Raw genomic sequence first — 22,136 nt, forward strand, 5'->3', positions numbered from 1 at the left:
CCCTGTCAGGCAAAAGTCCGTTGGCGTGCAGGTATCAACCCGCGCGGCCAAGCGTTTCGAGCAATGCCGATTTACTGATGGCACCGACATAGCGGTTCTGGCGATCCGTAACGGGGACCGGCCATGGGCTTTCGGCCACCTGCGTCAACAACCCGGAAAGCGGCGCTTCGGCTTCGATGGCAGAGACGCCTTCCAGCCTCTCCCCACCTTGCGCTGCAACACCCTTCGCCAGCGCGTCACGGCTGACCATACCGCGATAGGTGCGGTCGGCGTCGATCAGCACGCCGAATGTCTTCCCGCTGGCATCGAACCTTTCAAGCGCTGTCGCCAGCTGCTCAGGTTCGAAGACGATCAGTTCGTCCTCGCGCGCCACATCAGCGGCCTTGAAAACGCGGGATACATCGACATTGCGGAAGAACGAACGGACGTAATCGTTAGCCGGTGCAGACACGATTTCATTGGGCGTTCCAACCTGCACCACCTTGCCGTGCTGCATGATGCAGATACGGTCGCCGATGCGCATGGCTTCATCCAGATCGTGGCTGACGAAAATGATCGTCCGGCTGTGCTCCGCCTGAAGGCGCTTCAATTCGTCCTGCATTTCGGTGCGGATCAGCGGGTCAAGTGCGGAAAACGCCTCGTCCATCAGAAGAATGGTCGGCTCGCTGGCAAGGGCCCGCGCCAGTCCGACGCGCTGTTTCATGCCGCCGGAAAGCTGGTCCGGCATGCTGTGAGCATAGGGCTCCAGCCCGACGGCTGCGAGTGCCTTCAGTGCTTTCTGGTGACGTTCCGCCTCACCCATCCCGGCTACTTCAAGACCGAAGGAGGCATTGTTCAGGACCGTGCGATTGGGCAGAAGCGCGAAGGATTGAAACACCATGCTCATGTCGCGGCGGCGAAGATCAATCAGCTCGCGCTTTGTCATTTTGACGACATCGCGGCCATCGACTTCGATGGAACCCGCAGTCGGTTCGATCAGGCGATTGAGCAGACGCAGAAGCGTGGATTTGCCCGAGCCCGAAAGGCCCATAATAACGAATACTTCGCCTTCATAAATATCGAAGGTCGCGTTATCGACGCCGATTGTTGCGCCGAATTCGCTGTGAATCTGGGTTTTTGATTTACCTGCGCGCAATTCCTGCATTGCACGCTCCGGATCATCGCCGAAGACTTTAAAAATGCCTTTCAAGCTTATTTTAGTCTCAGCCGGCGACTTCATACTTTCTTCCTTGTATAAAATACCATGCATCAAGTCTAACCCCGCTGTGCTGGCGGACTTAATCTCCTTTTTAACAATGATAGAACTTCATTCCAACGCAGATTCCTCGCACGGTATCTGCGATCCGCGAACGGTCCGCATGGAATGATTATCGATAGATTTCTTGATTCTATATAGGTCATTTCCCGACATGTCCACCCACTGCCGCGATTTCGTCTAAATGAACCGTCCAGCGACCGTCCCCTTGAATGATTGTTTTGAAGGGTCGCACGACGAATTTCGAGGATTGCCAATGCCGTCCAAAACAGAGGGCAATCGACCAGCCTGAAGACAATAGTAGTCCGCTTCCAGTCAATTGCCGGAACGGCCTGCGACAAATATGCAATCAGCTGCGACATCATCCGAATTAGTATAATTCGGGACAAAAACGACTATAATTGCAGAAAAATAGTGTGATTATACTTCGAACTGGAACTATCTAGTCTATACATAAAAACGGCGCAGATCGGGCAATCCGCGCCGCGATAGACATTCCGCTTGGGCGGATATTTCAGCGATACGCCATATATCCGACAAAGCCTGTGATCTTCCAGCGTGCTTTGTCGCGGCGGCAGAAATAGAGGGTCTGCCAGTTGAGGCGGTCGACGGAGCCGTCCTTCCTTGCGATCGTCCCTTCGAATTTTTTCCGCGCCAAAGCGACGTCGCCCGTAATATCGATGACACTCAGATCGGTCGCGCGGAAGATTCCTTCTGCCAGAGATTCGGCATATTCGACCGCCGCACTTTCCGCCGCCTGACGCAGCCATTCATCACGATAACTTGCAAGCGTCGGAAATCCTGCATCCCATTTGTCGGGATTGCGATCATTATGCGCGTGGATGCCGAGAAAGCGCACCTCGTCGAAATCATCGGCCACCAGCGACCAGTCCTGCGATACGAAAGCCTCGATATCGCGCCGCACGAGCATTTCCCAAATCTGCTCGCGATCCCTGTCACCGGCAAACGGGTTGACCGCAGACCTCATGCTACCCTCCTGACTATCTCAACTTTCCACGTGCGGCGACCGGCAGGATATCGATGACATCCTCGCCCGAAACCAGATGAACCTCGTCAAAGAGATTGGAAACGACGCAGACATGATCAGGAATGATCCGCACGCGCTCGCCAACCTTCAGGTCAGCGACATCGCCGGTCAGCTTGCCGTGCTCCTCGCTCAAGCCAACAACACGGGCGTCGGAACGTCCCCTCACCTCGCCAAAGTCGCTCAGTCCCAACGTATCGCTGGAAAGCGCCTTGGACCCGGCATCTATGATGGCGCGTTCTGCTGTCGGATGGCTGACGATGGTTGAAAGCACCGTAAATGCGCAGTCATCCACTGTCGCAGCCCCCTTCTCGACCTGATACCGGTCGAAATAGATATAAGTGCCGGGACGATATTCGGTGACAACACTGTCACTGGGCTTGCGCCACATATCGGGCGTGCCGCCGCTCGAAATCGTTTCGCAGGAAAGACCGTTTGCATCCAGCAGTTCGCGGGCCGAATAAAGCCATTGTTCAGCCTGGTCCGGCTTGCCCGCTGCGGGATAGGTCATAAGACCGCCGAAACCCAGTCCAGCGCTCTGGTCGATGATGCGAGCCAGTTCCAATGCTTCGGCTGGCGTCTGCACGCCACAGCGCCCCATGCCCGTGTCGCATTCGACAAGCACTTTCAGCGGATGCTTTTCATCGGCGAAACGCGCCGCCAATCCTGCGAGGGAAGTTGAGTTATCGACCGTTACCGACAGTGTAACGCGTTGATGCAGTGCATGGAGGCGGTCGAGCTTTTCCCGCCCCAGAATATTGTAAGGCAGGAATATATCCGTCAGCCCGGCGTCGGCCATGACCTCGGCCTCGCCGAGTTTCTGGCAGGTGATGCCCGCTGCGCCAGCTTCCACCTGCATTTTGGCGAAGAACGGCAGTTTGTGCGTCTTGATATGCGGACGCAGTTTTACCCCTATCGCATCGGCATGAGCCTGCACCCGGGCAATATTCGCTTTCACCCGGTCAATGTCGATGAGGATCGCAGGCGTATCCACGTCGTGAATGGTTTTCGGTCCGGTCATGAATCAATCTCCCAGCGGCAGGCGCGGATCATCTATGGTCAGCGTATTGAGGCTATGCTTGATGCGACGCAGGCTTTCCAGCACCTTCGGCCCGCGCGCTTCCGCCGTGGCCGTGGCGATCATGTCAAGAATTGCGAGCAGCGCGAAGCGCGACGAGGTCGGCTTGTAGATATTGCCGTCTTCATTGGCCTGATAGGGAATGAGCACGTCCGCCGCCTTGGCCAGGTCGGAACCTGCAGGCGTGATCGCTACTGTCTGGGCTCCATATTGGCGCGCGACCAGCACGGCTTCCACGACCGAACGCGCAAAGCCGGAAACGGAAAAGGCGATTACCGTCGCCTCATGCGTGGTGACGGCAGCATACATGCGCTGCAACTGCCCATCCACCTGTGCGCTGACAGGAATACCGAGCCGAAACAAACGGTTCTGCATTTCCGTTGCCAGCATGGAAGAGATGCCGCCGGACCCTAGGCAAAGAACAGGGCCCCCGGCGGCGAGCCGTTCGGCCACTTTCATCAGTACGGCCATGTCCAGTCCGTCGCTGGCGCGTTGGATGGCTGCGACCGCCGCATCGGTCACAGCGGTCGCAATGCGGCTTTCACGCACATCGCGTGCGGGAATTTCAGCCGTCAGATACTGGCCGCCAATGGCCAGCGCCTGTGCCAGATAGAATTTGAAATCACGAACACCGTCGCAGCCGAGCGCGCGGCAAAAGCGCGTGACGGTAGGTTCGCTGACGCCAGCTCTGGCGGCGATTTCCGAAATTGCCGCCTTGGAAGCGTAATCCGGATCTGCCAGCACGAGCGCAGCCAGCCGCCGTTCGGATTTCGATCCGTCCTGCGCCACGACATGCAGCCGCGTGATGATGTCGGCAACCTTGCTCATGGGGAGTTCAAAGCGGGAGACCGCTATCCTTGTCGAAAAGATGTATGTGTTCGCTCTTCGCAGTTACAGGCACTTGTTCACCGGGCGCAAGATGCAAGCGCTCGCGAAACACAGCCCTTATGGGCTGTCCCGCTATCCGGCCATAGATATGCGTTTCCGGACCCGTCGGCTCGATGACTTCCACCGTAAGTGTCAGCCCCGTGCCACCCGGCGCGACTGTAAAATTTTCCGGGCGAATGCCAGCTTCGGCCTGCCGGTTTTCGGGCGATCCCGCCGAGACGGCAATTTCTTCGCCCTCTTCAGTGCGAAATATGCCTTCCGATACGGTTCCGGGAATGAAACTCATGGACGGCGAACCGATAAAGCTCGCCACGAACTTGTTGGCCGGGCGGTCATAAAGCTCAAGCGGCGCACCGATCTGCTGGATTTTTCCCTGATTCATAACCACGATCCGGTCGGCCATCGTCATAGCCTCGATCTGATCATGGGTGACGTAGATCACCGTCGATTTCAGGCGTTGATGCAGCGCCTTGATCTCGGTGCGCATCTGTACGCGCAACTGCGCATCGAGATTGGAAAGCGGTTCATCGAACAGGAACACCGACGGTTCGCGAACGATGGCCCGCCCCATGGCGACGCGTTGGCGTTGCCCGCCGGAAAGCTGGCGTGGATAGCGATCAAGATAGGAATGGAGGTTGAGAATGGACGCTGCCTTGTCCACTTTCGCTGCGGTTTCCTCCGACTTCTCGCCACGAATACGCGGACCAAAACCAATATTTTCACGCGCCGTCATATGCGGAAACAGCGCGTAGGACTGAAACACCATCGCGATATTGCGCTTTTGCGGCGGCAACTCGTTGGCCCGGTCTCCACCGATCAGGAGATCGCCGCCGGAAATCGGTTCAAGCCCGGCCACCATCCGCAGAAGCGTGGATTTCCCGCAGCCCGAAGGACCGACGAGCACGAGAAATTCCCCGCTTTGAATATCGAGATCGACACGATCGAGAACGGTCAATTGCCCGAAGGTCTTGGTAATGCCGCGCAGCGAAACCTCTTTCATCGGTCAGTGTCCTCCGAGAATATCTTCTATGAAAGGACGGCAGCCCGCAGTCAGCCCCGCATCGACCGGGAGGATGGCGCCGGTAATCCCCGATGCCCGGTCGGAAGCCAGAAAGGCTACCGTTTCCGCGACCTCACGGGTGTCAACGATACGCCCCAGAGGATAAAAACGCTGCAAGCGGTCCAGAACGCCCGCGTCCTGCGCGATACGATGATCCCATGCGGGTGTCCGTATCGACCCCGGACAGACGACATTGGCGCGCACGCCCTTTCTTCCGAACTCCACCGCGATAGCGCGCGCGAAGGCATTGATCCCGGCCTTGGCGGCCGCATAGGCCGGGTTTCCGAAATGCAGAAGTCCGTTGACCGACGAAATAAACACAAAAACACCGTGCCCGCGGGCAGCCATGGCCTGCGCCATCACATTGGAAAATCCGGCAACCGCAGTCAAATTGAGGTCGATCTCGGCGTCGATATTGCCCTGATCCAGCCCATCGAAAGTCTCGGCACGGGTCCAGCCAGCATTGTTGATCACAATATCAGGCAGGCCGGATTCCGCTATGATCCGCTTTGCTGCGGGCTCCAGCCCGTCACGGTCGAGCAGGTTGAAGGCGTGACGCGCATGGAAGCCATCGCCCGTCATTGCCTCCGGTGACGTATCGCAACCGACAACCCGGGCGCCACGTTCGGAAAAAAGATCGACCAGCGCATTTCCCACGCCGCCACCTGCCCCGGTAATCAGCACCGATTTCCCGGCAAATTCGCCTGCTTGCTCCACGCTATTCCCCTTTTATGCGGCAGCTTTCTGCAACTGTTTATTCCCGCCAGCGTAAAAGTCAAAATGTAAGTTTGCAACAGAACTTTTCACTTGAAACTGCTATCAATGCCGATAATGTAGGAAAATAACAAAAATAGATGGTCATCGCGCCAATGCGGGGCAAAACAAGGGAACGGGAAGATGTCTATCAACAAATGGAAGGCCGGCCTTCTGGCCGGATTGAGCATTCTGGCGTTGTCGTCAGTCGCAAATGCTGGTGAAGTGCGCATGACGGTCGCGGAGTACAGTTCCAAGACCGGCCCGTATTTCGAGGAAGTGAAGAAAGCGTTCGAAGCTGCCAATCCCGGTATCACGCTTAATTTCGAAGTCGTCCCGTGGGATGTGCTTCTGCAGAAACTGACCACCGACATTTCCGCAGGCACCAACGCGGACCTTTCGATCATCGGCACACGTTGGCTGATCGATTTCGTGCAGCAAGGCATCGCCGAACCGCTCGATGGCTACATGAACGACGAGTTCAAGGGCCGGTTCATCGAGACTTTCCTGTCGCCGTCCGTCCTGGAGGGCAAGACCTACGGCCTGCCGATCGCGGCCTCGGCGCGCGCCATGTATTACAACAAGGATCTGCTTGCCAAGGCAGGCGTCGAAAACCCGCCTGCAACCTGGGACGAACTGAAAGCCGCCGCTACCAAGATCAAGGCGCTCGGCGGAGAGAATTACGGTTTCGGCCTGCAGGGCAAGGAAATCGAGACCGACGTCTATTACTATTATGCCATGTGGTCCTACGGCACCGAAATCCTCAACAAGGACGGGACGTCGGGCCTGAGCACGCCGGGGGCGCTGGAGGCTGCCAAGCTATACAAGTCACTGATTGATGACGGCCTCACCCAGCCCGGCGTCACGTCCTATGCACGAGAAGACGTGCAGAACCTCTTCAAGCAGGGCAAGGTCGGTATGATGATAACCGCGCCTTTTCTTTCCAACCAGATCAAGGAAGAAGCGCCCAATCTCAAATACGGTGTCGCAGCCATTCCAGCCGGACCGACAGGCGCGCGCGGCACCTATGGCGTGACCGATTCCGTCATCATGTTCCAGAACTCCAAGAACAAGGAGGAAGCCTGGAAAGTGCTCGACTTCCTGTTCCAGACAGAGTGGCGCGCCAAGTTCACACAGGGCGAAGGCTTCCTTCCGGTCAATAAGGAAGAGGCGAAGATGGATTATTATGTGAATAATGCCGATCTCGCCGCCTTTACCGCGCTTCTTCCGGATGCCCGCTTTGCGCCGGTCATTCCGGGCTGGGAAGAAATTGCCGACATCACCTCCAACGCCATGCAGAGCATCTATCTCGGCAAGGGCGAACCCGATGCCGTGCTGAAGGACGCCGCCGCCAAGGCGGATGCGATCCTGAAGAAGTAACACTCCCCGCCTGCCCGGCAGAGCCCATGCTCTGCCGGGCGCTTTTTCTTCCCGGGATCTTGATTGCCGATGCAAAGCCGCACCCTGCCCTATCTCCTGATCCTGCCGAGCCTGCTTTTGGCTGCGGTGGTGATCTTCTGGCCCGTGGTGCATCTCGTTGAAATTGCCAGCCACGACGTCAACCGCTTCGGGCAGTTGCGCGATTTCAACAATGGCGCAAATTTCACGGCGCTTTTCGCAACGCCCGACTTTCTCAACGCGGTCTGGCGCACTGCCGTCTGGACCGTCGCCGTGGTGGGCGGAGCGCTCATCGTTTCCATTCCGGTCGCCGTCATCCTGAACATGGACTTCTATGGGCGGTCGGTCGCCCGTGTCATCGTGATGCTGCCCTGGGCCGTTTCTCTCACCATGACGGCCATTGTCTGGCGTTGGGCGCTGAATGGCGAAAGCGGAATGCTCAATTCCGCATTGCGCAATCTCGGTCTCATCGACAGCAACATTCAATGGCTGGCGAGCGCCGCGACAGCCTTTCCCATGCAGATACTGGTCGGCATTCTGGTCACCGTGCCGTTCACCACCACGATCTTTCTCGGCGGGCTGTCCTCCATCCCAGACGATCTTTACGAAGCATCGTCCCTCGAAGGCGCCAGCCTGTGGCAGCAGTTTCGCGAAATCACCTTTCCGCTGCTCAAGCCCTTCGTGAACATCGCCATCGTGCTGAATACGATCTACGTTTTCAATTCCTTTCCGATCATCTGGGTCATGACACAGGGCGGACCGGCAAACTCCACCGATATTCTGGTGACGCATCTCTACAAGCTCGCCTTCCGGCTCGGAAAACTGGGAGAGGCCTCCGCCGTATCGCTCATCATGCTGGCGATACTGCTCGTCTTCACCGCGATCTATATCCGCCTTGCAATGCGGGGAGAACGTGCATGACCGGCTCAAAATTGAAACGCACGATCGTTGCCTGGGCCGTTCTGTCGCCGCTTATCGTGCTGACGCTGTTTCCCTTTGCGGTAATGTTTCTCACCGCCGTCAAACCGCCGCAGGAAGTTCTTTCTCCAACGTGGTGGCCAAGCAGCTTTCGCTGGCAGAACTTTTCGGAAATGTGGGTCCAGACCAAATTCGGGCAAGCGCTTCTGAACTCGCTTTACGTATCAGTCATTGCTTCCGTGGGCGCGATCATCATTTCCATTCCTGCAGCCTATGCGATGTCGCGCTTTCGCTTTGCAGGTCACGGCGTGTTCCGTCAATTCCTGCTCGTCTCGCAGATGATCTCGCCCATCGTTCTGGTGCTTGGCCTTTTTCGGCTGCTCGCCGCTTATGGGCTGATCGAAAGCGTTTCGGCGGTCGGCGCGGTCTATATGGCCTTCAATATCGCCTTCACCGTGTGGATGCTGCAGAGTTATTTCGACACCATACCGCGCGATCTGGAAGAAGCCTCCTGGATGGAAGGAGCCGGACGCGGCAAGACATTGATAAAAGTATTCCTGCCGCTCTGCCTACCTGCCATCGCCGTGACGGCGATCTTCACCTTCATAAATGCGTGGAATGAATTCGTCGTGGCGCTGACCATGCTGCGCAGGCAGGAAAGCTACACCTTGCCCATTCAGGTCTTCTCGCTGGTAGCGGGACGCTACACCGTCGAATGGCATTACGTCATGGCGGCAACCTTCCTTGCCACGCTGCCGGTCGCAATCCTCTTCATCTGGCTCCAGCGCTATCTCATCAAGGGACTGGCGCTTGGGGCAGTCAAATAACCGGAGAAAATCATGTCCAGAAAACAGGTCTTCGGCGCATCACATGTGCCTCTTTCCCCCCGCCGTCCGCGCAGGCGACACAGTCTATATCTCGGGTCAGGTGCCCGTGGGACCGAACGGCCAGATCGTCGAAGGCGGCATAGAAACACAGACGAAACAGGTGCTCGAAAACGTCAAGGCCGCGCTTGCGCTTGCGGGAGCGACAATGGAAGACGTCGTTAAAACCACTGTCTGGCTGGAAGACGCGCGGGATTTCGGGCGCATGAACGCCGTCTATGCCACCTATTTTCCAAAAGAGCCGCCAGCGCGCACCACGGTCGAGTCCCGGCTGATGATCGACATCAAGATCGAAGTCGAGGCCATTGCCTACGCACCGCAGAAATAAAACGCCCCTCGCCCAGAGACATTTTCATGCGCATTTTCACCGCATCGCTTGCGACAGAAACCAATACATTCTCGCCGGTCCCCACCGACAGGGCCTCGTTCGAGATGGCATTCTACGCGGCACCCGGCAAGCATCCGGAAACGCCCACGTTATGCTCATCGCCCATCGTGGCATTACGCAAGCGCGCAGCGCCGGAAGGATTAACGGTCATCGAAGGCACCGCCACATGGGCAGAACCGGGCGGCCTGTTGCAGCGGCAAGCTTTCGAGGAACTGCGTGATGAAATTCTCGATCAGTTGAAGGCCGCGCTGCCTGTCGATGCCGTTGTTCTCGGTCTGCATGGCGCCATGGTCGCGCAAGGCTATGACGATTGCGAGGGCGATCTTCTGGAACGCGTGCGCGCCATTGTCGGGCCCGATGTTCTGGTCGCCAGCGAGTTCGATCCGCACAGCCACCTCACCCCGAAGCGGGTCGAAAACCTTAATATTTTCGCATCCTTCCTCGAATTTCCTCACACGGATTTCTACGAACGCGGCGAGCATGTGGTCGATCTCGCGCTGGATGCGCTGAAAGGCCGGATCAGCCCGGTCATCTCCACCTTCGACTGCCAAATGATCGGCGTCTATCCGACAAGCAAGGAGCCGATGCGCTCCTTCGTCGACCGCATAAAGGCGATGCAGGGCAAGGATGGCGTCCTGTCCATTTCCGTCATTCATGGCTTCATGGCTGCCGATGTGCCGGAAATGGGAACCCGCATTCTTGTCGTCACCGACAATGACCCGGCGAAGGGCAAATCCCTTGCGGAAAAACTCGGGCGTGAACTTATCGCCTTGCGCGAGCAGACCCTGATGACCATGTTCGACACCGATCAGGGCATCGACCGGGCGCTGGCCGCCCATGCAGCCAATCCTGCCAAACCTGCGGTGATCGCCGATGTATGGGACAATCCCGGCGGCGGTGTCGCCGGCGACGGAACCTATGTTCTTCGCCGCCTGATCGAACGGCGTATCGATAATGTCGGCGTTGCCACGATCTGGGACCCCATTGCCGTGACATTCTGCCATGCGGCGGGCGAAGGTGCGGTAATCGATCTGCGTTTCGGCGGCAAATCCGGTCCGCTTGGCGGTGAACCCATCGATGCCCGCGTGACTGTCCTGAAAACCCTCGCCGAAGGCTGGCAGAGTTTCGGACCAAGCCGAGTGACGCTTGGACCTTCGGCGGCGGTGCGGATTGAAGGCACCGAGATCGACATCATTCTCAACACCAACCGGACGCAGACATTCGAGCCGGATATCTTTTCCAATATCGGCATCGACCCGATGAAGAAGGATACATTGGTGGTCAAGTCCACCAATCATTTCCACGCGGGTTTTGTGCCGATCGCAGCTGAGATCATCTATGTCGCGGCACCGAGCTCCTATCCGAGCAATCCGCGCACAACCAATTATCGCAAGCTCACCCGTACCATCTGGCCGCGTGTTGAAAATCCGTGGTGAACAAACGAAAAAGCGCGGGCGTTACCCGCGCTTTTTTGATCAGAGCGTCGATCTGATCCAAATCAGATCGAAACGCAGTCTAATGAGCCAGATAGGTCGAGATAATCGGCACGTAAGTGACGAGCGCCAGCAGGATGAACAGCGCCATATACATGCTGAACGCCTGGCGGGTGAAATCTCCGACCCTTACCTTGGCGATGTTGCAGACCATCAGCATGACAGTACCGACCGGCGGCGTCAGCGTGCCAATCGAAAGATTGACGATGACGACGATGCCGAAATGTACCGGATCGATGCCCAGAGCCTTTACCGTTGGCATCAGGAGCGGAACCAGAACGATCATCAGGGCGGTACCCTCGATCAGCGCTCCGAGGATCAGCAGGATCACGTTGACTGCCAGCAGAAACGCATAAGGGTTGCTGGTGAAGGACGAGATCAGCTGCATCAGCGACTGGCCGGCCTGTTCGAGCGAAAACACCCATGCGAGCGCTGACGACGCCATGATGACGAGCATGACGGAAGCGGTCGATTTCGCCGTTTCGATCAGCGAATCCACCACATGCGAGATGCGCATTTCGCGATAGATCACAAACCCGATGATCAAAACCAGCGTCACGGCAACCGCACCGGCTTCCGTCGGCGTGAAGATGTTCATGCGGATGCCGCCGATGATCGCGAACAGCAACAGGACAGCAGGCCATGCCGAGGCAAGCGTCGAGACGACTTCGGCGCCGCTCATCCGCTTTTCACGGCTTGGCTTGTAGCCGCGCTTTACCGACGTGATATAGGCCGCGATCATCAGGATGATGGCACCCAGAATGCCCGGAACGACACCAGCCATAAACATCTTGCCGATGGAAACATCCGCGATCAGACCATAGATGATGAGCGCGATGCCCGGAGGAATGATTGGCGTAATCAGCGAACCGGCAGCCGTCACCGCGCAGGAAAATGCCTTGTCATAGCCGCGCTTGACCATTTCCGGCACCATCATGCGGGTAAGCATGGCGCTGTCGGCCAGATTGGACGCGCTGACGCCGCCCATCAGGGTTGAAACCATGATGTTGGTGAGCGCCATGCCGCCGCGCATGCGACCGACCAGAATTTCCGCGACCTTGATCAGACGTTCTGCAATGCCGGTATGCGCCATCACCGTGCCAAGCATGATGAAGAACGGAATGGCGAGCAGCGATGTGTTCTGAGCCGGGCTGATGAAGCGCTGGACTGCAATCGCTATCGGCATCTGGTTGAAGAACGTGAAATAGGTGAAGACCGCAATCAGGATGGCCACGTAGAGGCGCATATTGAGCGCGATCAGCGCCAGCATGATGAGAACGATGGTCGTAAGATTCATGCCTTGTCTCCCGCAAAAGCGGCGCGCAAGGATTTGAATGCGCCTGCAAACATATAAAGGGCGATAATGACGAAGCCGACCGGCACGGCGATATCAATCCAGTAATAGGAAACGCGCAGCACGTCGGTCACTTTAAGCTGTGCCGCCACCGACAGCTTGTAGCCGGCATAGGACACGTAGAGCAGAAACAGCCCCGACAGGATGGCAACGACAGCGTTGATGATCTCGCGCAGCTTTTCCGAAAACAGGTCCACAAGCATCGGAATGGCAAGATGCTGGTTGCTGCGTTCCGCGGCAATGCTGCCGAGCATCACGATCCAGATCATCAGCAGGCCAGCCATTTCCTCGGTCCATTGCAATGGCTGGTGCATCCAGTAACGCATGACAACGGCGATGTTGAACATCGCAAGCAGGATGAACAGCGGCACGGCAGCCAGCCATTCGATCAGTTTTTCAAACAATTTCATCGGATTGAATTCCATGAGCAGACCATGCCGCGGCAAGGCCGCGACATGGCGATATCCGAAAAAGGATGGATCAGTTCAGTTCGGCTTTGATCTTGTCATAAAGACCAGGCGACCATTCCGGGAACTGGGTGTAGACCTTCTCAGCAAGTGCCTTGAAGGGAGCGCGGTCGACATCGATAACTTCGACGCCGGCTTCCTTCATCTTTTCGATCATTTCATTGTCTTTTTCGATCGTCAGCTTCTGGCTGTAGAGACCCGCATCATAAGCGGATTCATGGATCATCTTGAGCTGATCTTCCGGCAGCGTGGAGAAGAAGGCTTCGCCGCCCACGATGAGCGCCACGTTGGTCAGATAGCCGACCTTGCTCAGATACTTGGCTTCTTCCTGGAACTTCTGGCCGTACAGAACCGAAATCGGGTTCTCCACACCATCGATTACGCCCTGCGCGAGCGCCGGGAAGGTTTCGCCGAGCGGCATCGGGGTCGGCGTCGCGCCCATTGCCTCGAAGGTCTTGATCTGCATGACATTGTTCGGCACGCGGATCTTCATGCCCTTCAGGTCTTCAGGAGTGCGGATCGGCTTCTTGGAAATGATCTGGCGAATGCCATAGAGATAGTTCGGCATTACGATATGAATGCCCTTCTTCTTCAGCTCTTCGCTCTTTTCCTTGAACCATGGGCCGTCATAGACCTTGAAAAGCTGCGCCGGATCGTCGGTCAGAAACGGACCATAGAGCACGCCGAGATCAGGATCATACTCGGCAAGAAAGCCCACGTCGGAAATGGTCACGACATTGAGGCCCATCATGGCCTGCTCGGTCACGTCCTTCTTGGAGCCAAGCTGCGAGCTTGGATAAAGTTCGAGCGTGATCTCGCCGTTGCTGCGCTTGGCAAGATCGTCTTTCCAGTAATGCATTACCTCATCGAAAGGCTCGCCGGGGTTGTTTTCATAGGCAACCTTGATCGACACATTGGCAGCGTATGCAGCCATGCTTCCTGCCAGCAGCATGCTGGCGGCGATCATGCCGGTAACGAGTTTCTTCATCAGTATCCTCCCGTATGGGGTCATTAAACAATGGCCTTTTGGCCGGTTTCCTCCACTAGCGTCCGGCACCGTCCATTCGGCCCGGACATTTGCTTCGATTTCAGTCGCGCTCGATGATGATCTTCAAGACATTGCGGTCGCCGTCCCAGTAGGGAAGCGCCGCTTCAGCTTCATCGAAGGGAAATATTTTGGAGATCAGCTTGTCGGCATCCGCTCCAAGCTTTTCCAGATGGGCGATGACAGCCTCGAAATCCGCAAGCGTCGCATTGCGCGATCCCATGATGTCGAGTTCCTTCAGGTTGAAGAACTGCGTCTGGTAGGTGACTGGGGCCTTGGAATAGCCGACATAAACCACCCTGCCCGCGAAGCCCGCCAGATCGACGGCCTGCGTGAAAGTGATCGGCAGGCCGACCGCTTCAAAAGCAACGTCCACGCCGTCGTCGTCTGTCAGTTCCTGAATTTTCGCGACAACGTCCTCGCCGCCCGGAAGCGCATGTGTGGCGCCGAATTGCAGCGCCAGTTCGCGCTTTTCAGCACTTGGATCGATGGCGATGACCTTGGCGCCACGGGCGACTGCACCGAGCAGCACGCCCATGCCGATCATGCCGCAGCCGAGAACAGCGACCGTGTCGCCTGCCTGGACCCGTCCGCGCTCGACGGCATGAAAGCCGACCGAAAGCGGCTCGACCAGTGCCAGATGACGCGGTTCCAGCGTATCGTTGAGGATCAGCTTTTCGGCCGGCAGCACGATCTGATCGGCCAGGCCGCCATTCTGCTGCACGCCAAGCGTCTTGTTATAACGGCACGCATTGAGCCGGCCCTTGCGGCAGGACGAACATTCACCGCAATTCGTGTAGGGCAGCACGATCACCCGCTTGCCACTGGCGTAGGCGGCGCTGACGCCCGCGCCTGCTTCAATGATCTCGCCGCCGATTTCATGCCCTGGAATACGCGGCAGCTGCACCAGCGGGTTAAGCCCCTTGAAAGTGTTCAGGTCGCTGCCGCAGAGCCCCACATGCCGAACCCGCACACGGACATGCCCCGCCAGCAACGGCGCTTCGTCGATTTCCGCAAAACGGGTAACGTTTTCGCTCTCGATACGCAGAGCTTTGACCATCGAATTATTCCTGTCAGTCGTCATTGAATAAAGGGCTATGAAGCGTGGGGATCAGGTTACGGCGCCGACCTGCCACGGCACGAATTCGTTGTCGCCATAGTCATAGACTTCGCTCAACGTCTTCTCGCCTGATGCGACCGCGATGATATGTTCGAAGATGCGCGTACCGGACTGCTCGATGGTCTCATCGCCGGTGACGATACCGCCGCAATTGATGTCCATGTCTTCCTTCATGTGCTCGTACATTTCGGAATTCGTGGCGATCTTGATGCAGGGCGAAGGCTTGAAGCCGGATACCGAACCGCGACCCGTGGTGAAGCAGATCACATTGCAGCCACCGGCCACCTGCCCGGTCACGGCAACGGGGTCATAACCCGGCGTGTCCATAAACACGAAGCCGGGTTCAGTCACGGTTTCAGCGAATTCATAGACGGCCTTGAGCGGCATGGAGCCACCCTTGGCAACCGCACCGAGCGACTTTTCCAGAATGGTGGTGAGACCGCCGAGCTTGTTGCCATGGGATGGGTTATTGTTGAGTTCGTCGCCATTGCGCGCGGTGTAGTCACGCCACCAGTCGATGCGCTGCAACAGCTTTTCCGCCACCGCAGGCGTTACTGCGCGGCGCGTCAGAAGATGTTCGGCACCGTAGATTTCCGGCGTCTCCGACAGGACGGTCGTGCCGCCATTGCGCACGATAAGGTCCGAGGCATAGCCTAATGCCGGATTGGCCGAGATTCCAGAATAACCGTCCGAGCCGCCGCATTCCAGCGCCACTTTCAACTTCGACAGAGGCTGTCTGGTGCGTACAGCAGAATTGACCAAAGGCAGCATTTCCTTGATCTCGGCAATCGCATGATCGATGGTCTTGCGCGTGCCGCCATGCTGCTGGATCGTCATGGTGCGCAGGCGCGAGCCTTCTTCCATGCGATAATGTTCGAGGATCGGCGCAATCTGGTTGGTTTCGCAGCCAAGCCCGATCAGCAATATCCCCCCGAAATTCGGATGCTTGGCATAGCCCTGAATGGTGCGCGTCAAAAGGCGATAGCCTTCCGACTTTGTGTTGAGCGCGCAACCGCTGCCATGCGTCAGCGCGACGACGCCATCGACGTTGTCGAAACCGTCGAGACCGCCCATCCGATTGAAATAATCGGCGATGTAGCGCGACACCGTGGCCGAGCAATTGACCGACGAAATCACGCCGATGAAATTGCGCGTGCCGACGCCGCCAGCGCCACGGTCGAAGCCCATGAAATGACGGCGTTCCGCCTCGGGCAGCATGCCGCGTTCCTCAATATCGATGGAGAACTGATGCTCGTGTTCGGAGGGCAGCATGGCGAGGTTCTGGAGATGCACGTGCTCGCCCTGCGCAATGTCCTTCGTCGCAACGCCAATCACCTGCCCGTATTTCAGGACTTCCTTACCTTCCGGAATGTCGCGAACGGCAACCTTGTGCCCACGTCCGATCAGTTCTCGGGCCTTGATCCCTTCAAGGCCGATCGGATCGCCAGCGCGAACCGAAACGCGCGCCACCGCAACATCATCCGCAGGATGCAGCAAAATTACCGGCGCAACCGCTGTAGCAACGGAATCATTCATGTGTCTGACCTCACTCCCAAATCGCCCCGGCTAATCACTCGCTGGGTTCATTATCCATCCAACGCTGCTTGGATCGGTCCAGATGCGTTCGCATCGCTGCCTGCGCCTGAAGCGGATCCTTCGCCTCAAGCGCTGCGTAGATCGCCTCGTGCTCGGCCAGAGCCAGAGCCCATGTATCGTTATCCTCGAAGCGCGTTCTGATATGCGACGTCAGCGGACTATGCCGCTCGTCAAAAAGGTCGCGCACGATGCGCACCAGCACGGAGTTCCCCGATTGCTCGGCAATGAGCAGATGAAACTGCCTGTCGAGTTCAATGGCCTTGCGCCCGGCATCGACATTCACCTTCATGGCGTCAATCGTTGCGCGCAGTTCGGCCAGGCTTTCAGGCGTCATGCGCGCACAGGCCATGACAACCACGCTGCCCTCGACCATTTCGCGCGCCTGCATGATTTCAAGCGGGCTCTCGCCGATGGAGGCTCCTTGTGAAAGCGAACGCTTTTCCGACTCTGCCGTGACATAGATGCCGGAACCCATGCGGATTTCGACATTGCCGGCGATTTCGAGCGCAATCAGCGCCTCGCGCAGCGAAGGCCGCGACACACCGAGCTGCTGTGCCAGCTCGCGCTCAGCCGGAAGCCTGCTGCCAGCAGGAAACTGGCCGTCCTGAATGAGGTTTCTCACCCGGTCTGCAATCTGCTGATAAAGCCTGCGCGGTTCCGCGGTCGCCGTAAAGTCGCTCATGATGCTCCCAATTCGCCTCTCCTCGAATTGGCCTTACCATATTAGCAAGCGAAACGAAGCGCAATATACGCAAAAACCCAAAGAATTGCGGCAAATTGCACATTTCCACATCTGCGCTGAAATCATTCGGCCGTTAAATCTCTCCACTGGCTTGACCAATTTGCCCTGCATCGCTTAGTTAAAACCACTGATTTATGGGAGAAGGTCATGCACGAAAAGCCAGCGATCCTGCAGTTCGGCACCAGTCGTTTTCTGTTGGCTCATGTCGATTTCTTTGTTTCGGAGGCGCTTGCCGAGGGCAAAGCCATCGGGACAATCGCCGTCGTGCAGACCACTTCAAATCCGCAGAGCAGCCAGCGGATCGCAGCCCTGAACGAAGCCCGCAGCTATCCGGTAATGATCCGCGGACTGGCCGACGGGAAACCCTTCGAGAAGGAATATCAGGCGCGAGCCGTCACCACCGCCTATTCCGCCCATCAAGACTGGCCTGCGATTCTAGACCTTGGCGCCAGTGTCGATGTGATTCTTTCCAACACCGGCGACAAGGGTTTTGAGCTCGACAAGAGCGATGACAGTTCGCTTCTTGCCAATCCGGAAGCTTTGCCGAAGAGCTTTCCGGCCAAGCTTCTGGTGCTTCTGCATCATCGCTGGCAGCACAATCCCGATGCGCCGCTGTCGGTATTTCCCTGCGAGCTGATCTCGCGCAATGGCGACAAGCTGCGCTCAATCCTGATCGATCTCGCCCATGACTGGAAACTGCCGGACAGTTTCGTGCAATGGCTCGAAACCCGCTGCGTCTTCGCCAACAGCCTTGTCGATCGTATCGTCTCCGAACCCATCGAGCCGATCGGCGCCGTCGCCGAACCCTATGCGCTCTGGGCAATCGAGAAGGCCGACGGCCTGACGTTGCCTTGCGAACACAAAGATATCGTCGTCACCGACGATCTCGCGCGCTATGAGCATCTGAAGCTCTATCTGCTCAACCTTGGCCATACATTCATCGCAGAGCAATGGCTGAAGGGCGGCCGCCCGAAAGACGAGATCGTGCTGGAAGCCATGCAGGACGAAACGATCCGGCGTGAACTGGAAACAGTCTGGCGCGAGGAAGTCCTGCCGGTTTTCGCTGCGGATGGTCTCGGAGACCAGGCAGCGGCTTATGTGGATTCTGTGCGGGAACGGTTTCTCAACCCCTTCCTCAAGCACCGTATCGCAGACATTGCTTCCAACCACGAGGAGAAGAAGCGCCGCCGCTTCGCGCCGGTTATCGACCGCGCCTCGGAACTCGGTCTCGACCTGGAGCAGCCACGCCTGAAAGCGGCTATGGCGTCCTGAAACTACGCGTCGTGCTTTCCGAAAATCGGATTCGATTTTCGGGCCGATGCTGCCAGCCATTCGTTCAGTTCGACTTCGGCGCGTTCAAGCGCGCTGTAGTTCAGCAGTTTGCGCAAAAGCGCGACCGTTACCGCGCGCGCCCGCAGATTGAAACGCCCCTCATCCGGCTCGCTCTTCTCCTGATAAACCCCAAGTTTTTCATAGAGTTGCTGCAATCTGTTCTGGACACTTCTCAATGACAGATTGCGGCGGCGCGCAATGACGCGATCCGTAAGCCCCAGCGCGATATCGATCAGAATCTCATATTCGCTTTCGCTGAAACCGCTGGCATGACCAAGGCTCTTTTGTTGGAGGCCGCGCACCTCGCGGTCGATGACGCATTGGGCCTCGACGAAGATGCTGCGCAATGCCAGCCGCAGCTTGTCGTCTGATGCGGACTTCAAAACATAGCCGTAAGCCGCCCCTTCCGGCACGATGCGCGACACGCCGCGCACATAGGCTTCGTCGGCATAGTTCGACCAGAACAATATGCGCGTTTCGGGATTTTCCTTCCAGATGGTGCGCGCGGCTTCGATGCCGTTGCGCCCGTTCATCTGCAAATCCATGACGATATGGGCGGCCCTGTGCTGGCGCGCGAGTTTCTCGCCCGCCGACCCGTTTTCAGCTTCCAGCACATCGCTGCATTCCGGCAGCGCCGCCCGCACGGCCTCGCCGAGATAGGCGCGGTGCAACGGATCATCTTCCACGATCAGAACATGCATTTTATCCTCCGCCCTCCCGGCACATTTCCGCAGGCAGGTGAATCGTCACACTGGTGCCGCCGCCTTCCCCGTTTTTCCTGATAGCGAAACTCGCAGAAATCAACCGCGCGCGTGTGCGCATATTGTCGATCCCATGCCCTACGTCGGGACGCTGCGTATGGCGATCCATACCGATGCCGTTGTCCGCCACTTCAACATGGAGGCGACCGCCCTTGTTGCGGAAAGCAACGCGCAACCGGCTTGCATGAGCATGACGGATTGCATTGTTGATTGCCTCCTGCACGATGCGAAACAGCGAAGTCGCGACCGTTTCTTCCAGCCGATCCGCCATGCCGCCGCTGCTGTCATCCAGCGTCCATTCGACGGACGATCCGCTGTCGCGCACCGAACGGCCCAGATGGTTTTCCGTCGCCTGCACAAAACCGAACAGCTGGAGGATCGAAGGCTTTGCTTCTTCAATGATTTGCCGAAGATCATGCATGCAATGCTGGAGCCCTCGAAACAGCGGCTCAAGCTGTTCGCCGGAGAGGTCCGGCGCATGGGTGAGCCGCTCCACATGGCGCGCCAGTCGTGTCAGATCGGCGAGCGTCTGGTCATGCAGGTCCATGCCGATGCGGTGGCGCTCGATTTCCAGCGCTTCCGTCAGTTTAAGCGCGCCGAAGCGCAAGCCTTCCTCCCGCGCTCGTGCTTCCGCTTCCACAATGGCGGACCGCTTGGCCTGTTCCGCCGCACGGATCGCGAAGAAATACGGGGTAAGCAGATCGGCAATCGACTGGGCATTTTCCACATCCTGCATGGTGTAGCAGGCGGGAGTGAGACTGGAACAGCTGAGCGCGCCGATAATATCGCCCTGCGCCTTCAGCGGCACATGCAGGCGGCCCTTCAGATCGTGCTCGATGATGGGTCTGGAGAAAGCACCCGTAAAATGAAAGCGCGGATCGGTGCGCGCATCGTCAGTGAGAAGATGATCGGCCTCGCCGGAAAGCACAGTTCGAATGGGACTGCCGGAAAGCGGTGCGGGCGGATTGCGGCTCCAGTCCGTCGATATGCCGCTCTCATAGGCGATATGGAACTTGCCATCGAGCGTCTTGATGCAGACGTCCAGATGGTCATAGGGCACGATATGCGTGATCTCCGCCGCCACCGCCCGGATGATGGAATCGAAGTCGAGTTGTCCCGCCAGCAATCTGGAAATATTCAGATAGTGGTCGAGCAACCTTTGGGGGGCGAGTTCAAGCAAGCGTCTCTCCTCCAGAACGCAAACCGCTCATGAAGCTATAATACGCCGCGACATCCTCGGCGCGTCTTGCGGGTTTCCGCAATTTTGCTGCGGGAACCCGCAAGTCAGTTGCTTCAATGGGCCTTCACAGAAGGCTTCTCTTCTTTCATCCTCGCTTCACCAGAAAATTGCCCGCGATACAAGAGTGAAAAATCGCATCAGGCGCGGACTGGTGCCGTTGAGGAGCGGCGGTGCGGGAGGCTCGCGCCACAATCAATTCAGACGATCCGAAGTGCCGGGGCGCTGCGGGTCGCATACTGGCAACTGGGAGGAATGAATGAAACTCGCAAAAATCCTTTTCGCATCCGCAGCACTGGCAGGCGTATTGGCCGCAGGCAGCGCAATGGCCGACACATCGTCGAAGAAGATCGCATTCTCGAACAATTATGCTGGCAACTCATGGCGTCAGGCCATGCTGGAAAGCTGGGACAAGATCACCAAGGAAGCCGTGAAGGCCGGCGTGGTGGCTGCTGCCGACCCGTTCACGACGGCTGAAAACCAGGCGACCGAACAGGCCGCGCAGATCCAGAACATGATCCTGCAGGGCTATGACGCCATCGTCATTAATGCCGCCTCGCCGACCGCCTTGAATGGCGCGATCAAGGAAGCCTGCGATGCGGGCATCACGGTCGTTTCCTTCGACGGCATCGTGACCGAGCCTTGTGCTTGGCGCATCGCGGTCGATTTCAAGGCGATGGGTGAAGGCCAGATCGACTATCTTGCCAAGCGCCTCCCGGATGGCGGCAACCTGCTCGAAATTCGCGGCCTTGCCGGTGTTTCCGTCGATGACAATATCCATGCCGGCATCGAAGAAGGCGTGAAGAAACATCCTAAATTCAAGATCGTCGGTTCCGTCAATGGCGACTGGGCCGCAGACGTCGCACAGCGTGCCGTCGCGGGCATTCTCCCAAGCCTGCCGAAAATCGATGCGGTCGTGACGCAGGGTGGCGACGGTTACGGCGCTGCGCAGGCTTTCGCCGCCGCCAAGCGCGAAACGCCGATCATCATCATGGGCAATCGTGAGGACGAATTGCAGTGGTGGAAACAGCAGAAGGACGCCAACGGCTACGAAACCATGTCGGTTTCGATTGCACCCGGCGTATCCACGCTTGCTTTCTGGGTTGCCCAGCAGATTCTCGACGGCAAGGACGTGAAGAAGGACCTTGTGGTTCCGTTCCTCAGTGTCAGCCAGGAATCGCTCGACAAGGACCTTGCCAACACCCAGAAGGGTGGCGTCGCGAATGTCGAATATTCGCTTGAAGACGCGCAGAAGGTCATCGACGCCGCGAAATAAGCAGCGCGTTGCATCATCAGACGATCGGGGCGGGTTTCGTTCCCGC

20 protein-coding genes and 1 pseudogene are annotated in these 22,136 nt (G+C 57.6%); 7 read left to right on the forward strand and 14 right to left on the reverse strand.

Going from position 1 to position 22,136, the window contains the following annotated elements:
* Positions 1-34: 34 nt before the first annotated feature.
* The 6 genes from proV to OINT_RS17130 all read right to left on the reverse strand — a co-directional run bounded on the left by proV (position 35) and on the right by OINT_RS17130 (position 6,043).
* Positions 35-1,219: a glycine betaine/L-proline ABC transporter ATP-binding protein ProV gene (proV, locus tag OINT_RS17105; protein WP_006471982.1), complete on the reverse strand. Its 1,185-nt coding sequence runs from the start codon at positions 1,217-1,219 to the stop codon at positions 35-37.
* 550 nt (positions 1,220-1,769) lie between these two features.
* A complete protein-coding gene (locus OINT_RS17110; protein ID WP_006469149.1) occupies positions 1,770-2,243 on the reverse strand; it encodes a hypothetical protein in 474 nt (157 codons plus the stop codon).
* A 13-nt stretch (positions 2,244-2,256) separates the two neighbouring features.
* A complete protein-coding gene (locus tag OINT_RS17115) occupies positions 2,257-3,321 on the reverse strand; it encodes a D-TA family PLP-dependent enzyme (RefSeq protein WP_006469150.1) in 1,065 nt (354 codons plus the stop codon).
* Between the two features lie 3 nt (positions 3,322-3,324).
* On the reverse strand, positions 3,325-4,206 hold the full coding sequence (locus tag OINT_RS17120; protein WP_006469151.1) for a MurR/RpiR family transcriptional regulator: 882 nt from the start codon (positions 4,204-4,206) through the stop codon (positions 3,325-3,327).
* Between the two features lie 7 nt (positions 4,207-4,213).
* Positions 4,214-5,266 carry an ABC transporter ATP-binding protein gene (locus tag OINT_RS17125; RefSeq protein WP_006469152.1) on the reverse strand — a complete coding sequence of 351 codons (1,053 nt, stop codon included), beginning with the start codon at positions 5,264-5,266 and terminating at the stop codon, positions 4,214-4,216.
* Between the two features lie 3 nt (positions 5,267-5,269).
* A complete protein-coding gene (locus tag OINT_RS17130; protein ID WP_006469153.1) occupies positions 5,270-6,043 on the reverse strand; it encodes an SDR family NAD(P)-dependent oxidoreductase in 774 nt (257 codons plus the stop codon).
* A 180-nt stretch (positions 6,044-6,223) separates the two neighbouring features.
* On the opposite strand from OINT_RS17130, the gene OINT_RS17135 reads away from it, so the two are divergent.
* The 5 genes and pseudogenes from OINT_RS17135 (at position 6,224) to OINT_RS17155 (ending at position 11,103) form a co-directional block, all read left to right on the forward strand.
* A complete protein-coding gene (locus OINT_RS17135) occupies positions 6,224-7,459 on the forward strand; it encodes an ABC transporter substrate-binding protein (protein ID WP_006469154.1) in 1,236 nt (411 codons plus the stop codon).
* 69 nt (positions 7,460-7,528) lie between these two features.
* Positions 7,529-8,398 (forward strand): carbohydrate ABC transporter permease, encoded by an 870-nt coding sequence (locus OINT_RS17140; protein WP_006471981.1) that lies wholly within the window; start codon positions 7,529-7,531, stop codon positions 8,396-8,398.
* Positions 8,395-9,222 (forward strand): carbohydrate ABC transporter permease, encoded by an 828-nt coding sequence (locus tag OINT_RS17145; protein WP_006469156.1) that lies wholly within the window; start codon positions 8,395-8,397, stop codon positions 9,220-9,222. Before OINT_RS17140 ends, OINT_RS17145 begins: the two co-directional genes overlap by 4 nt.
* Before the next feature lie 12 nt (positions 9,223-9,234).
* Positions 9,235-9,607 (forward strand): annotated as a pseudogene (locus OINT_RS17150) (RidA family protein).
* Positions 9,608-9,633: 26 nt separating this feature from the next.
* Entirely contained in the window at positions 9,634-11,103 is a 1,470-nt protein-coding gene (locus OINT_RS17155; protein WP_006469158.1) for a M81 family metallopeptidase, read from the forward strand.
* A gap of 79 nt (positions 11,104-11,182) precedes the next feature.
* Here OINT_RS17155 and OINT_RS17160 read toward each other — a convergent pair whose 3' ends face one another.
* The 6 genes from OINT_RS17160 to OINT_RS17185 form a co-directional block, all read right to left on the reverse strand.
* Complete coding sequence (locus tag OINT_RS17160) at positions 11,183-12,457, reverse strand: TRAP transporter large permease (RefSeq protein WP_006469159.1); 1,275 nt, start codon at positions 12,455-12,457, stop codon at positions 11,183-11,185.
* A complete protein-coding gene (locus OINT_RS17165) occupies positions 12,454-12,924 on the reverse strand; it encodes a TRAP transporter small permease (protein ID WP_025089988.1) in 471 nt (156 codons plus the stop codon). The genes OINT_RS17160 and OINT_RS17165 overlap by 4 nt, the downstream gene beginning before the upstream one ends.
* A 70-nt stretch (positions 12,925-12,994) precedes the next feature.
* Positions 12,995-13,969, reverse strand: coding sequence for a C4-dicarboxylate TRAP transporter substrate-binding protein (locus tag OINT_RS17170; RefSeq protein ID WP_006471979.1), 975 nt, complete (start codon positions 13,967-13,969; stop codon positions 12,995-12,997).
* A 100-nt stretch (positions 13,970-14,069) separates the two neighbouring features.
* Complete coding sequence (locus tag OINT_RS17175; protein ID WP_006471978.1) at positions 14,070-15,086, reverse strand: zinc-binding alcohol dehydrogenase family protein; 1,017 nt, start codon at positions 15,084-15,086, stop codon at positions 14,070-14,072.
* A 51-nt stretch (positions 15,087-15,137) separates the two neighbouring features.
* Positions 15,138-16,682, reverse strand: coding sequence for a UxaA family hydrolase (locus OINT_RS17180; RefSeq protein WP_006469163.1), 1,545 nt, complete (start codon positions 16,680-16,682; stop codon positions 15,138-15,140).
* A 34-nt stretch (positions 16,683-16,716) separates the two neighbouring features.
* Entirely contained in the window at positions 16,717-17,424 is a 708-nt protein-coding gene (locus tag OINT_RS17185) for a FadR/GntR family transcriptional regulator (RefSeq protein ID WP_006469164.1), read from the reverse strand.
* 207 nt (positions 17,425-17,631) lie between these two features.
* On the opposite strand from OINT_RS17185, the gene OINT_RS17190 reads away from it, so the two are divergent.
* Complete coding sequence (locus OINT_RS17190) at positions 17,632-18,756, forward strand: mannitol dehydrogenase family protein (RefSeq protein ID WP_006469165.1); 1,125 nt, start codon at positions 17,632-17,634, stop codon at positions 18,754-18,756.
* Positions 18,757-18,758: 2 nt separating this feature from the next.
* On the opposite strand, the gene OINT_RS17195 is transcribed toward OINT_RS17190, so the two are convergent.
* Both OINT_RS17195 and OINT_RS17200 read right to left on the reverse strand, forming a co-directional pair.
* Positions 18,759-19,517, reverse strand: a complete 759-nt coding sequence (locus OINT_RS17195; RefSeq protein ID WP_006469166.1) for a response regulator transcription factor — start codon at positions 19,515-19,517, stop codon at positions 18,759-18,761.
* A gap of 1 nt (position 19,518) precedes the next feature.
* Positions 19,519-20,757 carry a GAF domain-containing sensor histidine kinase gene (locus tag OINT_RS17200; RefSeq protein WP_006469167.1) on the reverse strand — a complete coding sequence of 413 codons (1,239 nt, stop codon included), beginning with the start codon at positions 20,755-20,757 and terminating at the stop codon, positions 19,519-19,521.
* Between the two features lie 316 nt (positions 20,758-21,073).
* On the opposite strand from OINT_RS17200, the gene OINT_RS17205 reads away from it, so the two are divergent.
* Positions 21,074-22,090 (forward strand): ABC transporter substrate-binding protein, encoded by a 1,017-nt coding sequence (locus tag OINT_RS17205; protein ID WP_006469168.1) that lies wholly within the window; start codon positions 21,074-21,076, stop codon positions 22,088-22,090.
* Positions 22,091-22,136: the final 46 nt, after the last annotated feature.

It is taken from the genome of Brucella intermedia LMG 3301, from assembly GCF_000182645.1.
GTDB lineage: Bacteria > Pseudomonadota > Alphaproteobacteria > Rhizobiales > Rhizobiaceae > Brucella > Brucella intermedia.

Coding starts and splice junctions, on each gene's coding strand:
- proV (WP_006471982.1), bottom strand. CDS start 1,219: ATGAAGTCGCCGGCTGAGACTAAAATAAGCTTGAAAGGCATTTTTAAA.
- OINT_RS17110 (WP_006469149.1), bottom strand. CDS start 2,243: ATGAGGTCTGCGGTCAACCCGTTTGCCGGTGACAGGGATCGCGAGCAG.
- OINT_RS17115 (WP_006469150.1), bottom strand. CDS start 3,321: ATGACCGGACCGAAAACCATTCACGACGTGGATACGCCTGCGATCCTC.
- OINT_RS17120 (WP_006469151.1), bottom strand. CDS start 4,206: ATGAGCAAGGTTGCCGACATCATCACGCGGCTGCATGTCGTGGCGCAG.
- OINT_RS17125 (WP_006469152.1), bottom strand. CDS start 5,266: ATGAAAGAGGTTTCGCTGCGCGGCATTACCAAGACCTTCGGGCAATTG.
- OINT_RS17135 (WP_006469154.1), top strand. CDS start 6,224: ATGTCTATCAACAAATGGAAGGCCGGCCTTCTGGCCGGATTGAGCATT.
- OINT_RS17140 (WP_006471981.1), top strand. CDS start 7,529: ATGCAAAGCCGCACCCTGCCCTATCTCCTGATCCTGCCGAGCCTGCTT.
- OINT_RS17145 (WP_006469156.1), top strand. CDS start 8,395: ATGACCGGCTCAAAATTGAAACGCACGATCGTTGCCTGGGCCGTTCTG.
- OINT_RS17155 (WP_006469158.1), top strand. CDS start 9,634: ATGCGCATTTTCACCGCATCGCTTGCGACAGAAACCAATACATTCTCG.
- OINT_RS17160 (WP_006469159.1), bottom strand. CDS start 12,457: ATGAATCTTACGACCATCGTTCTCATCATGCTGGCGCTGATCGCGCTC.
- OINT_RS17165 (WP_025089988.1), bottom strand. CDS start 12,924: ATGAAATTGTTTGAAAAACTGATCGAATGGCTGGCTGCCGTGCCGCTG.
- OINT_RS17170 (WP_006471979.1), bottom strand. CDS start 13,969: ATGAAGAAACTCGTTACCGGCATGATCGCCGCCAGCATGCTGCTGGCA.
- OINT_RS17175 (WP_006471978.1), bottom strand. CDS start 15,086: ATGGTCAAAGCTCTGCGTATCGAGAGCGAAAACGTTACCCGTTTTGCG.
- OINT_RS17180 (WP_006469163.1), bottom strand. CDS start 16,682: ATGAATGATTCCGTTGCTACAGCGGTTGCGCCGGTAATTTTGCTGCAT.
- OINT_RS17185 (WP_006469164.1), bottom strand. CDS start 17,424: ATGAGCGACTTTACGGCGACCGCGGAACCGCGCAGGCTTTATCAGCAG.
- OINT_RS17190 (WP_006469165.1), top strand. CDS start 17,632: ATGCACGAAAAGCCAGCGATCCTGCAGTTCGGCACCAGTCGTTTTCTG.
- OINT_RS17195 (WP_006469166.1), bottom strand. CDS start 19,517: ATGCATGTTCTGATCGTGGAAGATGATCCGTTGCACCGCGCCTATCTC.
- OINT_RS17205 (WP_006469168.1), top strand. CDS start 21,074: ATGAAACTCGCAAAAATCCTTTTCGCATCCGCAGCACTGGCAGGCGTA.